A 14,589-nucleotide genomic window follows, 5' to 3' on the forward strand; every position below is an offset into this window, starting at 1 on the left:
AACTCAAGGGGGTGACCGTAGCGAGGGGCTGCTGCTGGCCGCTCTGTCGGCGAGGTCGCGTACGGCCGCCTGGTATTGCGGTTGCGTGTGGTACGGCCAGTGGCGCTCGACGGGCGGTGGCACGGTGTCGGCCGGGTCGATGGTCACGGCGTGGGGATCGCGGAGCCGCAGGTCCACCGATTCGGCTGCCGGGGTGTCGCATGGTGGCTCTGTGCCCCAGCGGTCGAAGATGGGTCCACCGATCGGGTCGGTGTCCCGCCAGAGGTTGCGCCACCGCCAGTCGAGTCGCTCGCCCAGGTCGCACAGCGCCTGCTGACCGAGGTAGGCCGGGTAGAGGCGGGCGTAGATGCGGCGCAGTGGGGAGCCGTGGGTCAGCAGGGAGACCCTGGGCAGGGCGGCCGGCGGCAGTTGCAGGACGGTGGCTGCGGCCAGGACCGAACCGTGGCTGTGCCCGGAGATGACCACGGGGCCCTGCGCGGCGAGCGCGGAGACCCGCTTGGTCAGTTCGGGTACTGCCCGGGCGGCGTAGCAGGGGGGCGCGAAGGGGTGGACGGTGCGGGGCCAGAAGGTGCCCAGATCCCATAGGACCGCCACGAGGCGTCGGGTCTCGGCCGACCGGTACGAGCGGAAGCCGAGGACCAGGAGGCTGATCACGAGCAGGCTGATGACCCAGATCGCCACGTCGGTGACGTGAGCGACGAGCAGGCCGGTTCCGTCGCGTTGGCCGCTGAGCTTTGCCGCGAGCTGGGTGGGACCGATCCCGATCAGGTCCAGCGCGATGGTGGCCAGGCCCAGCGAGGAGATCAGGAAGAACGCGACCAGGACCGGGGCCAGTTCCTCGGTCACGTGCGACTTGGCGACGGTCTCCCGCACGAGGCGTAGCCGGGGCGCCGCGTCGAGGGGCACCTGCGGGTAGTCCTGTGCGACGACGCGCTCGGCCAGGGTCCGCCGCCGACGGCGACTGAGCACGAGCGTAGCTGTGGTGATCCCGGTGATGATCAGCAGCGCGGTGAGTCCCGCGAGGGCGGCCCACCAGTACGCGACGGGCGGCTCCAGGGGGCCGAGGACGGGTGGGTTCGGCCGGATCGGATTGGGGATGTAGCCGCGGTCGAGGTGATCGGCGACCCGGAAGACCAGGGTGGCGGTGAAGGCTGCGGCGACGCTGACTGACAACGCCGCCACGACGGGCGTGCCGAGTCCGCGCAGGAACGGGCGGGTCCCGGTCGGCTGCGTCCACTGGCGTGCGAACGTGACGACGGCGATCGCCACGAGCAGGATGCCCTGCGCCGCGACCAGGCCGGAGGTGCTGCCCTCGTAGCCCGGCAACTGCCTGATCACGGGCTGGACTGGGCGGGTGAGGGCGGCGTAGCCGAGGCTCAGGACGGTCACCCCGGCGGTGGCTGCCCACAGCGGGCGCAGGAGGCGACGGGCCTGCTCGGGGCTGGTCGGCGCGGGCAGGCAGAGCAGCACCGCGCAGAACGCCACCAGGGCTGCGGCGGCGGCAAACAGCAGCAGGCCCAGCCGATTCCGCCCGCCGTCCGACAGGGAGGCGAGCAGGCTGGCGTCGAGCGTGCCGGCGCTGAGCCCGACGTGGATCTGGCGAAGCCAGGCGGTGACGCGCTCGTCGTCCCAGAACCCGCGGGTGGTGAGGCTCTCGGTCATCTCCGAGGCCTGTGGCTCGGCCGAGGTCGGGCCGAAGCCCTCGAACGCCCGGGCGGAGCGCGTGCCGATCGCCCAGACCAGGCGGAGTGCGAGCAGTGGGATGAGCGACAGCAGGGCCAGGCGCGGGCCCATCGGCAGCGCGGCGAGCCAGGACAGGTAGGGCCGGTCGGTCCGGCACTCGACGTATGGCACGCACTGCCAGCCGACGAGGTTGAGCGTGACGCCGATGATCGAGAGCGTGAAGGCGGCGGTGAGGGTGCCGGCGAGCAGGCGGCACAGCGCGCCGAGCAGACCGAACCGGTCGGTTGGCGTCGGGCGCAGCCAGATCGCGAGGTTGCCCAACATGAACGGCAACAGCAGCAGCATGGACGCCGTGCGCACCGCGGCGCCGGCCGTCAGTGTGCCCCAGCGGTACGCCTCGACGGCAACCCCGGCGGTGGTGCCGCCGGCCGCGCCGGCTCCCGGCCGGGGCCGATAGAACCCCGCGTGCCGATCCCCGGCGACGCGCACCACGATCGGGTGGTCGAGAATCCTCTCCGCCGACGCGCCGGACACCCCGTGCACGCGCAGCTCAACGGTCTCATGTCCGGGTGCTGTGCCCACGCCGTTCAGGGTCACAAAAAGTGACGCCGCCCGCTGCCGAACATCGATCACCGGAAGGTGGTGGCCGCGATTCCTGGCCTGGGTGATCCGTGCGGGGGTTGTCCGTGACGTTCCCGGACAACCCCCGTGCGGCTACCCGCCTCTCCGGCGCGATCAGCGCGTCAGAGCGAACCGTTGCGCCAGGGGCCCGTGATGGCGAACGTGATACCGGGGCTCTGCGCGTTGACGAACATCCAGTTGCCGTTCTTCGGATCGAAGGTCGACCCGGCCCACTCGGAACCGGCGTAGTTACCGGGGGCGACCGACTTGCCGGGGACCCCGCCGGCCGGGATCACGACCTGGTTCAGCGCGAACGGGAAGATCTCGCCGTCGGTGGTCAGGCCGTGCAGGTATTCGCCCTCGCTGCCGTCCTCACAGAGCACGATGCCACCGCGCGGGCTGACGCAGATGTTGTCGGGGTTGTTCAGCACGCTGGCATCCGGCGACGCGAAGAGCACTCGCATCGTCTCGGCCTGCGGGTCGTACTCGAAGACCTGGCCCTGGCCCTTCGGCCCACCGCTGGTGGACACGATGTAGACCCGGTCGTTGCCGTACCAGGCGCCCTCGAGCCGCTTGAACACGGCGGCGCCGAGTGCGGCGCCCTGCACCGCGGGGCGGGTCTCGCCCGGGGCGTAGTCGGGGTTGGGCACCGTGACCCAGGCGGTCCGGTACTCCACGCCGGTGCCGTCGGCGTAGGTCGAGTACGACGATCCGTCCGGGGTCTGCACGACGAGCATCTGCAGTTCGCCGCCGGCGGACAACTCGCCCGCCTTGTTGGGCAGGTAGCGGTAGAACCCGGACGGGGTGGCGTCCTCGGTCAGGTAGACGATCCCGGTCCTCGGGTCGACCGCGACCGCCTCGTGGCTGAACCGCCCCATCGCCCTGATGGGGCGGGGGTCACCCTTGCGGTCGTAGGGGACCTCGAAGACGTACCCGTGGCGAGTGCCGTCCGGGGCGATCTCGGTGGTCTCCTCACAGGTCAGCCAGGTGCCCCAGGGCGTCGGCCCGCCAGCGCAGTTGCGGATCGTGCCGGACAGGCTGCCCCAGGACTCGAGGAACTTGCCCTCCTCCGGGTCGAACACCAGGTTGGAGGTGCCGCCACCAGCCGCCGGGTTGTACGCCGGTGTGGTGAACGCACCGGTGTAGCTGCCACGCTCGTGGTTGCGGACCAGCGCGATCTTGCCGTCCGGGCGGCGGAATGCGGCCATCCCGTCGTGCGAACCCGGGGTTGCCACGCCGTCCGACATCAGGTCGCCGGTCCAGCCGTAGCTGATGTACTCGAAGCCCTTGGGCAGGGCCAGCAACTCCAGCCCCGTGGTGTGGTCCTTGGTCGGGTAGAGCGGACCGTAGTCGGGGCTGGACGGGCGCTTGCTCATCGGTGCGGCGCCAGCGGTACGCGCACCGAGAGCCTCCAGGGGGCCGAGCGCGGCGAGCGCGGCTGCGGTCACGAGGCTGCGCTTGAGAAGGCCGCGACGGGCCAGACCCGGATCGATGTGCTCTGTCATGGATGTCATCTCCCTGTCACGTCAAGACGCGAGCACGCTATCGACGGCGGGTCACGCCCACCCCCAACAAGTCGAGAACCATGCGTGAATTGCTGGCCCTGCCAGCCGAGCCAGAACCGCTGACCGTCTCACCGGGGTCGGCGCGACGACGTCCAGCCTTGCTGGTGCAGCCGTTCGATGCCGTCCAGCAGCAGGTCCAGCGCGAACTCGAACTCGAACTGGTCGTCGCAGCCCTGCCCCACGACCGACGCGTCGTCATGGGATGCCGCCCCGGCGATTTCGGCCAGGTGCGGGAATCGGGCCGCGACCTCTGGTGGTAGGGCCGACGGCGGGTCCGGGTCGGTGATGCCGGACCGGCCGGCGCGCCGGGAGGCGTCGAACAACTCCTGGCTGAACCCCAGGATCCGGCTGCCCATCGCGTGCATCACGTGGTGGGCGAGGTCGGCGGAGAACCCACCGGCCCGCAACGTCCCGACCACCGAGTCGAGGTAGGCGAGGACGGCCGGCGTCGCCATGTTCCGCGACTCGATCGCGAGCGGCGCCCAGGGGTGGCGCCGCAGCACCTGCCGCGCCGAGAGGATGCGCCCGCGGACCACGTGCTTCCAGTCGCCGTCGGGCACCGGCGGATCGATCTCGCCGACGACCACGTCGATCATGCCGTCGAGCAGTTCGTCCTTGTTGGCCACGTGCTTGTAGAGGGCCATCGGCACGACGCCCAGATCCTGGGCGAGGTTGCGCATGCTGAGGGACTCGATCCCGGCCTCGTCGGCGAGCGCGACGGCGGCGCGCAGGACCCGGGTCCTGTTCAGCGGCGTCCGGCGCAGCGTGTCAGCCTGCTCAGCCATCTCGGTCCTCGTCTTCCGGCGACGGTTGAAACCATAACCGCCTTGACGGGTGTACGGCGTACACCTACGCTGCTTACATAGGGTGTACGCCGTACACCGCGAGGGGAGGGGAAGATGAGAGCGATCGTCCAGGACCGGTACGGCCCGCCGGAGACGCTCACGCTCGCGGACGTCGACGTGCCGGTGCCTGCCGCCGACGAGGTGCTCGTGCGGGTCGAGGCCGCGGCGCTCAACGCGTACGACTGGCATGTCATGCGTGGCGATCCACGGATGGCGCGGTTGGCCATGGGCCGACCCGGGCCCCGGGCGCGCATCCGTGGCCGCGACTTCGCCGGCCGGGTCGAGGCCGTTGGCGCCCACGTTCGACAGGTGCGCCCGGGTGACGCCGTCTTCGGTGACCTCGGCGACGCCAACGGCGCGTTCGCCGAGTACGTGTGCGTGCCCGAGACCCTGGTCGCGCCGAAGCCGGCGAACCTGACGCCGCAGCAGGCAGCCGCCCTGCCGCTGGCCGGCATCACCGCGCTCATGGGACTGCGCGACGTCGGGCAGGTCGAGCCCGGCCACCGCGTTCTCGTCAACGGCGCCTCCGGCGGCGTCGGCACCCTGGCCGTCCAGCTGGCCAAGGCGCTCGGCGCGACCGTGACCGGGGTGTGCAGCACCCGCAACGTCGACCTGGTCCGCTCCCTCGGCGCCGACCGCGTCGTCGACTACACCCGCGACGACTTCACCCACGACACTCGCCGCCACGACATGGTGTTCGACCTGGTCGGCAACCGCTCACTCACCGCGCTCCGGCGGGCGCTGACCCCGACCGGGACACTGGTGCTCTCCGGCGGCGGCGTGTACCGCGGCGGCAGCCTCGTCGGACCGATCTGGCTCCTCGCGCGCGGGCGGCTGCTGGCACCCTTCGTTCGACACCGCATCGTCACCCTCACGACGGCACCCAGCCGGCAACACCTCGACACGCTCCGCGCCCACGCCGAGACCGGCCGCCTCACCCCGGTCATCGACCGGACCTATCCGCTCCACGAGGTGCCCCAAGCCATCCGGTACCTCGAAGGTGAACACGCGCGGGCGAAGGTGGTCATCACCATCTGACTCACTGGCTGGTGAGGCAGCTTCAGGTCGTGACCCTCACCAGGCAATGAGGTCGTCCGCGCCGTCGTGGGCCCTCGGACCGCACGGCGTCGCACGTCGATCAGGCGTGCCCTGACTCAGGCGTCGCGGGCGAACAGGGCCAGGCGTACCCGGTTGGGGCTGCCGGTCTTGGTCATCAGGCTGGTGATGTGGGTCTTGACCGTGGTGACGCCGATGTGGAGCCGTTCGGCGATCTCCGTGTTGGAGAAACCCTCGGCGACCAGGTTCAGCACGTCCTGCTCCCGGGCGGTCAGCCCGTCGACCGGCCGAGGCGTCTCGGCGCGGGCGTGCACCGCGCGTCGCACGAGGCGCCGCAGCACCTCCTGGCTGAACGGGCTGTCACCGGCGGCGGCCCGGCGGACGCCGTCCAGCAGGTCGGCGGGGGGTGCGTCCTTGAGCAGGAAGCCGCAGGCGCCAGCGGTCAGAGCCGGGTAGAGGTGGTCGTCGTCGTCGCCGAAGGTGGTCAGTACCACGACGCGGGTGGCGGGGCGGTCGGCGAGGATGCGGCTGGTCGCGGTGATCCCGTCGACGCCGGGCATGCGCAGGTCCATGACGACGACGTCGGGAACGAGTCGCGCGGCGAGGAGGACCGCGTCGCGGCCGTTGTCGGCCTCGCCGACGACCTCGATGTCGGTCTGGGCGTCGCAGAGCATGCGCAGGCCCGCGCGGATGAGGTGCTGGTCGTCGACCAGCAGGACGCGGATCATGCCGGCTCCGCCGTGCGCGGCCCCACCGGGGCCTCGCGTTCGTGCGGCACCGACGAGGCCGGCGTGGCGGCAGGGGAGTGGGGAGCGGGCGCCGGCGCGGTGGCCGCGGCCGGGAGGACGGTACGCACCCGCCAACCCGCGCCCGTCGGCCCGGCCTCCAACTGCCCGCCGAGGACCTCGACGCGTTCGCGCATGCCGGTGATGCCGTGGCCCCCGATGGACGGCACCGACGCCGGCACCCATCCGCCACCGTCGTCCCACACCTCCCAGTGGACGGCCCCGTCGAGCACGCTGACCGACAGCCGGGCCAGCGCGGAGGTGCCGGCGTGCTTGGCCACGTTGGTCAGCGCCTCCTGCGTCAGGCGCAACACCGCCAGACCCCGGACCGCGTCGAGCGAACCGATCGCCGGGTCGATGTCGGCCTCCACGGTGACGCCGGCCTGGCGGGCCCGGTCGACGGCCGCGCCGAGGGCGGCCGGAAGCGCCGACGGCTCGATCGCGGTCAGGGCCGCGTCGCCGCGTACGCCCTCGGGGTCGCGCAGGACCGCGACCAGCCGGCGCAGGTCGGCCAGGGCCGCGCTCCCCGTGCCGTGCACGTCGTCGAACACCTCGTGCACCCGTGGGTCCAGATCGGTCAGCACGTGCCGCGCGACGGCGACCCTGAGCACCATCGACGCCACGTGGTGCGCGACCACGTCGTGCAGTTCCCGGGCGATGGCGCTGCGTTCGTCGGCGCGCGCGGCGCGGCTCTCCGACTCGCGCCGCCGCTGCTCCGCCGCCGCCCGCTCCTGCGCCTGCCGGGCGAGCTCCCGGGTGGTCCGGATGACCAGGCCGAGCAGCAGCGGGACGCCGACCTCCACCAGCAGCCCGAAGACGCCGGAGAGGACCCGCAGGAACGGGTCGCCGATCGAGTCGGCCAGGTCGACCACGGTCAGCAGCCCGGCGGCCAGCCAGATGGTCCGCGGTCGGCGCGCCCGCATGGTCAGCTCGAGCAACGCCCAGCTGGCACCCACCTGGTTGACCACAACGTCGTCGAGCAGGCCGATCGCCACCGCCAGCAGCGCCGTCTGCACCACCAGGTTCACCAGGGGCCGGCGGTGCAGCACCAGCGCGACGGCGAACGCGGCCACGGCCAGGACCCACTGCCTGGCGGGCGGCGTGTTTCCGCTGGCCGGGTTGCCGAGGACCAGGTAGCCGACGCCGCTCAGGTCGAGTAGCAGCATCCGCACGAGCGTGTCGCGCGCGTCGAACAGCCGCCCCACCCACCTCACGGCGTCAGCCTAGGCGCTGTGGCTCGGGGCGGGAACCTCGCTCGTCCACCTGGTCCGGACGCCCAGGTAGGCGGCCAGGCCGAGCGGCCCGAGCAGGATCGTCAACACCAGCACCGGCGCCATGACCAGTGACGGGACGCCGCGTTCCCGGCTGTCGAGCCACGCCCACCGGCCGACGAACAGGTCGAACGCGATCATGTGCGCCCAGGCCGCCGCCGCGCCGTCGTCGGTGCCCAGCAGGTCGCGTATGCCGGTCAGGGTCGGGGACGCGACGGCCGGCAGCACCTCGGCGAGCGCCGGGATCACCAGGATCGCGTAGATCGCCAGGACCGGCGCCACGATCAGCGGCGACCTGATGACCCGGCCGGTCACGGACCAGTGCGGCAGCAGGATCATCAGCGCCCAGAACGGCGCGGCCACCGCGAACGTCAGGGTGAACAGGGTCCCGGTCATGCGGCCAGCACCAGCTCCGGTCGGCGCCGACGGGCCGCCACCACGCCGGCGCTGGCCGCGGCGGTGGCCACCACCAGGGCCGCCGCGGCGGCCAGGGTGAGCGCGTCCGGCCGCAGCAGCGGCTGCCCGCGCAGCGCCTGCCAGGTGAGCAGGAGCGTGAGTGCGCCGTACGCGCCGCCGGCGACGATCAGCAGCCGCGCCCGGGTGCGCTCGTCGAGTCGCCTGCCGGCGAACCGGGTCAGCAGCATGGCCAGGATCGGCAGCGCCTGCAACGCGTGCAGCCCCACGAAGTGCCCGATCCGTAGGTCCCCACCGGTGGTGCTCCACCCGACCAGCGGCAGCCCCGGCCCGCCGTCCGGCACGCCCACGCTGTGCGCCCCGGCGACCCCCTCGATGCTCTGGGCCTGGTCGGGCAGCACCATTGGTATCGCCACCAGCATGCCGAGCAGCGTAAGGCCGAGTGCCCACCCGATCGCGGTCTTGCCGGCCCGGTTCGCGATCGGCTGCCGGAGCACCACGATCCCGATGACGACGTGGGCGGCGAACAGCACCATGATCGTCGCGCCCATCAGCTGCCACAGGGCGGCGTTCAGCGGACTGGTCTCGTTGAAGTGGCTGGTCGTGCCGCGCAGCACCTGCCCGACGATGATCGCCATCTCCACCACGCCCATGGCGACGACGACGGTGGCCGCCCACTCCGCGATCCGGCTGCGGCGCGGCAGCAGGGAGAGCATCCAGGCCAGGGTGGTGCCGTAGAGCACGAAGGACACCGAGAACTTGAGCGGCTTGAGCCAGATCGGCACGCCGGTGAGGACCCGCGGATCGGCGACGATGCCGACCGCGGAGACGACGGCGAGGACGGCCATCGCCCAGACGAAGATCATCAGTGGGCGGTGCCACTGTGCGGCCCGACGAAGTGTGGTTGTCATACCGGTAGATGCTGCTGCGAGGCCTGGCCGACTTCGCCCGACCTCAAGCCCGGGTCACGGCCGACGGTCGGAGCGCCTCTCCTCCCTGGGGAGGAGACGCGTCTCCCGAGCCTCGCGGGCGTCCAGCCCGTCCTGGCAGCCCGTTCGGTGACGACGTGGCGGCTGCGGCGAGCGCCGCCGTCAGCCCACGCCGATGCGGACCGGCTCGTCGTCGGGTCCGCCGGGCAGCCGGACGACCACCCGCCCGTCCGCCGCCGTCACGATGCCCCGGCTCGCGTGGACCGGCCGGTCGGTGGCCAGCACCACCTCGTCGTCGCCCTGCGTCGGGCGCAGCAGCACCTCGTCGCCGTGCTGGGCGACCAGGTCGCAGGTCGTTTCCACCAGCGTCGCGGCGCCGACCCTGATTCCGTACGGCAGGACCAGCCCGGTCCGCGCGGGCACCCGCAGCCGTCGGCCGGCCAGCACCGGCTCGCCGTGCCAGCCCAGCGCGACGGTCACCGCCGACGGGGCTACGTTGACCAGGTGCAACAGCCGCTGCCCGGCGCGGTCCACGGTCGAGGTGAGCACCAGCCCGGGGCCGTCCGGGTCGGGGGCGAGTCGGGGACGCACCCCGAGCCGGGCCAGGGCGGTACGCCAGAAACCAAGGTCGCAGGGGACGTCGGCGGCGACCACCAGGGCCCGGCCGGCGCCGGCGGTGACCTCCACCGCGCACGGCTCGCCGGAGCCCACCTCGGTCAGTAGCGGCTCGGCGGTCGCGCCGGCGAGCCGCTGGGCGTAGCCGACCCGGACCTCGGCCGTCCAGCCGACCCCGACGACCGAGGGGAAGTAGTGCGGTCCGCCGTCGGCCCGTCCGGTGACGGTGAGCCCGAGCGCGTCGGCCAGCAGGGTGCACGGGGTGCCGTCGTGGTCCCGTTCCGGCAGTACCCCGTGCAGCAGCAGCCGGCCGCCGCGGCGCAGGTGCGCGACCAGCCGCTGCTGGACGTCTCGGCCGAGGGTGGCGGCGCTGGCCAGGGCGATCACCGGTGGGGTGGTCGCCGGGTCGGCCGACTGGAGGTCGACGGCGGGGAACGAGAAGCCGGCGAGCAGCAGCGCCCGGGCCAGCACGTCGCGCGGGCCCATGCCGCGGAACCGTTCCAGGTCGGCGACCTGTTCGGCGCGGGACGCCGAGGCCGGGTGGTGGTATTCGGTCAGGTAGTGGTCGGGCACGAAGCCGAGCGCCAGCCCGTCGTGCTCCTCGTCGGAGTCGGCCAGCAGGTCGGCGATTCCGCCGATGGCGCGCAGCGCGCGTCGGGCCGCGTCGAAGGTCGGGTTGAGTCGCCCCTCGGGGTCGACCGGCGCGGCGAACCCGTGCCGCTCTCCGGTGAACGCGATCCGGTCGTTTCCGTCGCCCACCGGCTCGGCCAGCGGCGGGTTGTAGCCGCCGGCGAAGAGGTAGAGGTTGAGCAGCCGGTTGCCCTGTGCCACGCAGAGCCGGGTCTTCAGCTCGACCGCCTCCGGCGGGTAGAGGGTGGACAGGTCCTGCCCGTAGTCGCCGTTGCCGGCCTCGAACTCCAGCGAGGTCAGCGGCTGGTCGGCGTCGTGCACGGCGGCCAGGAAGGCGTTGCCGACGTACAGGTCGGCGACGTTGGTGACGGTCAGGTCGCCCAGGTAGTAGTCGGAGCCGGAGGTGAGCTGCGGCTGGCCCCGGTAGGCCTCGAAGAGCTGGCTGATTCCGATCGGGAAGGTGCGCCCGCGCCCGCCGCCGGTGCCGTGGACGTTGACCAGGAAGGGCACGCCGGTTACTCCGTGCCGCTCGGCGGAGGCGCGCAGCGCCACGACGTAGCGTCGGTAACGGTCGCGCATGTAGCGGCCCAGGAGGTCGTGCACCGCCAGGGACCGCGGCTCGGCCGGGGTCCGCAACACCGCCGACCAGGCAATCGGGTCGCCCGGGTCGACGCCGGTCCGCTCGGCGGCACCGTCCTTGCCGTACCGGTCGACCGCCCACCGGCGCAGGTCCTCGCAGACCCCGTCGGTCAGGTCGGGGGAGTTGGTCACCCAGGAGAGCATCCCGATCTCGTTGTCCAGCTGGACCGCGACCACCGGTCCGCCCCGGTCGGCGAGCCGCCCGGCGAGCACCGGCATCACCTCGGCGTACCAGCCGTCGGCGGCGGCCAGGAACTCCGGCGCCAGGTAGTCGATGGTGCGGGTGTCGATCGGCGCGCCGTCCCAGGTGGTCGGCAGCAGGTGCGGGTGCTCGTCGTACACCCGGTAGGGGATGCCCTCGTTCTTGACCTCGGCCATGATGAACGGGCCGGGCCGGACGATCGCGTGCAGACCCCGCGCGTGGGCCAGGTCCAGGAAGCCGGCGAGGTCGCGCTGCTCGTGTGTACGGCCGGTGAGGTCCACTGTGCCGTCCGGTAGTTCGTGCCAGAGCCACGGCACGTAGGTCGCCACGGTGTCGCCGCCGCACTCGCGGAGCCGGTCGAGCCGGTCCGCCCACTGGGCCCGGGGCAGCCGGAAGTAGTGCACCTCCCCGGCGAGCAGCAGTCGGGGTCGACCGTCGACGACGATCCTGCGGTCGTGGAGAAGAACTCGCGACATGCGGTTTCCCTCTTCCTCTCGCCGGACTTCCCAGGCGTCCACTTGTGATCTGGCTCGCACCTGCTTATGGTGCCTGAAACCGGTTTCTGTCAACCGCACGTTACGGATCGAGGGGGCCATGGGCAACAATCGGGTCACGGTTCGGGAGATCGCCCGGCTGGCCGGCGTCTCCGTCGCCACGGTGTCCCGGGTCTGGAACGGCACCGGCCAGGTGTCGGAGGAGATGCGCCGGCGCGTCCTCGAAGCCATCGAGGAGCACGGATACCGGCCGGACCACCTCGGGCGAGCGTTGGCCGCCCGCCGGCACGGCGCGCTCGGCCTGGTCTTCCCCGGTCTGTCCGGCCCCTACTTCACCGAGCTGATCCAGGGCTTCGAGTCGGAGGCGGTGCCGGCCCGGGCCAGCGTGCACATCCTCTGCACGCACATGCGTGAGGACTCCGACGCGCAGGTGCTGGAGATGGCCCGCCGGGTCGACGGGATCGCGGTCATCGGCGGCACCATCTCCGAACCGGTCCTGCTCCGGCTCGCCGAGATGGTCCAGGTCGTCGTGCTGGCCGGCCGGGGGACGGGGACGGTCCCCTCGGTCAGCGTCGACAACGCGCCCGCCATGACCCGGCTGACCCGGCACCTGCTCGTCGACCACGGCCTGCGTGACCTGGCCTTCGTCGGCAACCCGGACGGGTCGCCCGACATCAGCGAGCGGTGGGACGGTTTCCTCGCCGCCCACGGGGAGCTGGCGCTCACCCCGCCCGCCGAGCCGGTCCGGGTCGCCATGCAGCAGCCCGACGGCGTCCTCGCCGCCGAGCAGTTGCTGCGTGACGGGGCCGCGCCGCAGGCGGTCGTCTGCGCCAACGACGAGATCGCTCTCGGCGTCCTCGTCGGCGCCCTCGGCCGGGGCCTGCGGGTGCCCGAGGACCTCGTGATCACCGGGTTCGACGACGCACCCATGGCCGCGCTCGTCTCGCCCCCGCTCACCACCGTCCGGCAGCCGGTGCGGGACCTGGCCGCGGAGGCTGCCCGGCTGATCCTGAACGCCGTCGAGGCCCCTGGCGCGGCGGCTCCCGACAGCATCGTCCTCCCCACCGAGCTCGTCGTGCGCCGCAGCTGCGGCTGCCCGACGGGCGCCCCCCTTGGAGGTATCGGTCAATGAAGAGATCGAAGCTCGCCCGGATCGCCGCGATCGCAGCCGCCGTCGCCCTCGCGGCCAGCGGCTGCACCGGCACCGAGCAGAAGTCCGGCCCCGGCACCGACGGGCGGGTCGCGTTCCTCGACTACGGTGACTTCGGCGGCGGCAGCAACCCGCAGGCCAACTACAACCCCTACCTGGAGGCCAGCCGGCTCGGCGCCACCGAGTACGTCTTCGAGCAGCTGATCACCTACGACAACTACGGGTGCCAGGCCAAGCCCTGGCTCGCCACCGAATGGAAGTGGACCGACCCGCAGACGCTCGTCTGGAAGCTGCGCGACGGGGTGAAGTGGAACGACGGCAAACCGTTCTCCGCCGACGACGTCACCTTCACCTACGACATGCTCAGGGCGCACAAGGCGCTGGACGTCAAGGGCATCTGGCGGTACCTCAGCGCGGTCGAGGCGATCGACCCGCACACCGTCACCATGCGGTTCACCCAGCCCGGCGCGGCGGCGTTCACGCTGTTCAGCGAGATCAAGGTCGTGCCGAAGCACGTCTGGTCCACCGTCGACGACCCGGTGACCTTCACCAACGCCGAGAGGCCGGTCGGCACCGGACCGTTCACCGTCAAGGCGTTCAACCCCCAGCAGCTGACGCTCGGCCGCAACGCCGACTACTGGCAGGCCGACAAGGTCAAGGTCGACGAGCTGCGGTTCCACAAGGCCGACGGGGGCGGGCAGATCGACCAACTCAAGCTCAGCCGAGGCGAGTACGACACCAACGCCATGTTCGTGCCGGACGTCAAGAAGGCGTACGTCGACCGGGACCCGGAGCACAACAAGTACTGGTACCCCTCCGGCGGCTCGATCAGCGTGTACATGAACCTCACCAGGGCGCCGTTCAACGACACCGCCTTCCGTAAGGCCCTGGTGCCCGCGTTCAACCGGCAGGAGATCGTCGACAAGGCGCAGCTCGGCTACGTCAAGCCGGCGAGCCAGACCGGTCTCGTGGTGCCCGGCCAGGCCGACTGGCTGCCCAAGGACATCCCCAACCAGGGCGTGGTCGGCTACGACGCGGCCAAGGCCGACGCCGACCTGACCGCCGCCGGCTATCCCCGCAACGGCGACGGCAAGCGCGTCGGCAAGGACGGCAAGCCGATCTCCTTCAGCTTCCGGGTGCCCGGCTCCTGGACCGACTGGGTGCAGGCGCAGCGGATCATCGTGGCGAACCTGACCGCGCTCGGCTTCGCCGTCCGGGCCGAGACCCCCACCCCCGAGGCGTACGAGAACGACCGCGCGATCGGCAACTACGACATGCTGCTCGGCGTGCACGGCGGCAGCTGCAACATGTTCCGCAACTTCCAGGAGCCGCTGGCCAGCGACCAGTCCGCGCCGGTGGGCAGGAAGGCGGTCAGCAACTTCGTCCGCTGGAACGACCCGCGCACCGACGAACTCATCGACAGCCTGCGCACCGCCACGGACGAGGCGGCCCAGAAGGCCGCCGTCGCCGACCTGACCAAGGTGATGACCGAGCAGGTGCCGATGATCCCGCTCTGGTACGGCGCCAAGTGGTTCCAGTACCGCACCGCGAAGGCGACCGGCTGGCCCAACGAACAGAACCCGTACGCCGCGCCCAGCGACAACCTGCTGATCATCACCAACCTGCAGCCCGCCGGGACCGACGCCAAGTAGCCGATGGCCGGCCGGCGCCCCGCGCGCCGGCCGGCCCG

General features: G+C 72.1%; 11 protein-coding genes. 3 read left to right on the forward strand and 8 right to left on the reverse strand.

Annotated elements, in window-relative coordinates:
• Window positions 1-3: 3 nt before the first annotated feature.
• The 3 genes from AB0G14_RS02565 to AB0G14_RS02575 all read right to left on the reverse strand — a co-directional run bounded on the left by AB0G14_RS02565 (window position 4) and on the right by AB0G14_RS02575 (window position 4,654).
• The gene (locus AB0G14_RS02565; protein ID WP_357692961.1) at window positions 4-2,265 is read right to left on the reverse strand and encodes a hypothetical protein; all 2,262 of its coding nucleotides are present in this window, start codon (window positions 2,263-2,265) and stop codon (window positions 4-6) included.
• 161 nt (window positions 2,266-2,426) lie between these two features.
• Entirely contained in the window at window positions 2,427-3,809 is a 1,383-nt protein-coding gene (locus AB0G14_RS02570) for an alkaline phosphatase PhoX (RefSeq protein ID WP_357692963.1), read from the reverse strand.
• Between the two features lie 128 nt (window positions 3,810-3,937).
• Window positions 3,938-4,654, reverse strand: a complete 717-nt coding sequence (locus AB0G14_RS02575) for a TetR/AcrR family transcriptional regulator C-terminal domain-containing protein (protein WP_357692965.1) — start codon at window positions 4,652-4,654, stop codon at window positions 3,938-3,940.
• 114 nt (window positions 4,655-4,768) lie between these two features.
• On the opposite strand from AB0G14_RS02575, the gene AB0G14_RS02580 reads away from it, so the two are divergent.
• Window positions 4,769-5,752 (forward strand): NAD(P)-dependent alcohol dehydrogenase, encoded by a 984-nt coding sequence (locus AB0G14_RS02580; protein ID WP_357692967.1) that lies wholly within the window; start codon window positions 4,769-4,771, stop codon window positions 5,750-5,752.
• A 116-nt stretch (window positions 5,753-5,868) separates the two neighbouring features.
• Here AB0G14_RS02580 and AB0G14_RS02585 read toward each other — a convergent pair whose 3' ends face one another.
• From AB0G14_RS02585 to AB0G14_RS02605, 5 genes are all read right to left on the reverse strand, one after another.
• Complete coding sequence (locus tag AB0G14_RS02585) at window positions 5,869-6,498, reverse strand: response regulator transcription factor (RefSeq protein ID WP_357692969.1); 630 nt, start codon at window positions 6,496-6,498, stop codon at window positions 5,869-5,871.
• On the reverse strand, window positions 6,495-7,769 hold the full coding sequence (locus tag AB0G14_RS02590; RefSeq protein WP_357692971.1) for a histidine kinase: 1,275 nt from the start codon (window positions 7,767-7,769) through the stop codon (window positions 6,495-6,497). The genes AB0G14_RS02585 and AB0G14_RS02590 overlap by 4 nt, the downstream gene beginning before the upstream one ends.
• A gap of 9 nt (window positions 7,770-7,778) precedes the next feature.
• The gene (locus AB0G14_RS02595; protein ID WP_357692973.1) at window positions 7,779-8,222 is read right to left on the reverse strand and encodes an ABA4-like family protein; all 444 of its coding nucleotides are present in this window, start codon (window positions 8,220-8,222) and stop codon (window positions 7,779-7,781) included.
• Complete coding sequence (locus AB0G14_RS02600) at window positions 8,219-9,151, reverse strand: hypothetical protein (protein ID WP_357692975.1); 933 nt, start codon at window positions 9,149-9,151, stop codon at window positions 8,219-8,221. Before AB0G14_RS02600 ends, AB0G14_RS02595 begins: the two co-directional genes overlap by 4 nt.
• Window positions 9,152-9,331: 180 nt before the next feature.
• Complete coding sequence (locus tag AB0G14_RS02605; RefSeq protein WP_357692977.1) at window positions 9,332-11,731, reverse strand: beta-galactosidase; 2,400 nt, start codon at window positions 11,729-11,731, stop codon at window positions 9,332-9,334.
• 118 nt (window positions 11,732-11,849) lie between these two features.
• Between AB0G14_RS02605 and AB0G14_RS02610 the strand changes: the two genes are divergently transcribed.
• Entirely contained in the window at window positions 11,850-12,881 is a 1,032-nt protein-coding gene (locus AB0G14_RS02610; protein ID WP_357692979.1) for a LacI family DNA-binding transcriptional regulator, read from the forward strand.
• The gene (locus tag AB0G14_RS02615) at window positions 12,878-14,551 is read left to right on the forward strand and encodes an ABC transporter substrate-binding protein (RefSeq protein ID WP_357692981.1); all 1,674 of its coding nucleotides are present in this window, start codon (window positions 12,878-12,880) and stop codon (window positions 14,549-14,551) included. The genes AB0G14_RS02610 and AB0G14_RS02615 overlap by 4 nt, the downstream gene beginning before the upstream one ends.
• Window positions 14,552-14,589: the final 38 nt, after the last annotated feature.

Origin of the sequence: Micromonospora sp. NPDC023814 (assembly GCF_040639595.1) — a bacterium.
Classification (GTDB): Bacteria; Actinomycetota; Actinomycetes; order Mycobacteriales; family Micromonosporaceae; genus Micromonospora.

Excerpts from the sequence above, each read along its gene's own strand:
- AB0G14_RS02570 (WP_357692963.1), bottom strand. The coding sequence starts at position 3,809 with ATGACAGAGCACATCGATCCGGGTCTGGCCCGTCGCGGCCTTCTCAAG.
- AB0G14_RS02575 (WP_357692965.1), bottom strand. The coding sequence starts at position 4,654 with ATGGCTGAGCAGGCTGACACGCTGCGCCGGACGCCGCTGAACAGGACC.
- AB0G14_RS02580 (WP_357692967.1), top strand. The coding sequence starts at position 4,769 with ATGAGAGCGATCGTCCAGGACCGGTACGGCCCGCCGGAGACGCTCACG.
- AB0G14_RS02585 (WP_357692969.1), bottom strand. The coding sequence starts at position 6,498 with ATGATCCGCGTCCTGCTGGTCGACGACCAGCACCTCATCCGCGCGGGC.
- AB0G14_RS02595 (WP_357692973.1), bottom strand. The coding sequence starts at position 8,222 with ATGACCGGGACCCTGTTCACCCTGACGTTCGCGGTGGCCGCGCCGTTC.
- AB0G14_RS02600 (WP_357692975.1), bottom strand. The coding sequence starts at position 9,151 with ATGACAACCACACTTCGTCGGGCCGCACAGTGGCACCGCCCACTGATG.
- AB0G14_RS02605 (WP_357692977.1), bottom strand. The coding sequence starts at position 11,731 with ATGTCGCGAGTTCTTCTCCACGACCGCAGGATCGTCGTCGACGGTCGA.
- AB0G14_RS02610 (WP_357692979.1), top strand. The coding sequence starts at position 11,850 with ATGGGCAACAATCGGGTCACGGTTCGGGAGATCGCCCGGCTGGCCGGC.
- AB0G14_RS02615 (WP_357692981.1), top strand. The coding sequence starts at position 12,878 with ATGAAGAGATCGAAGCTCGCCCGGATCGCCGCGATCGCAGCCGCCGTC.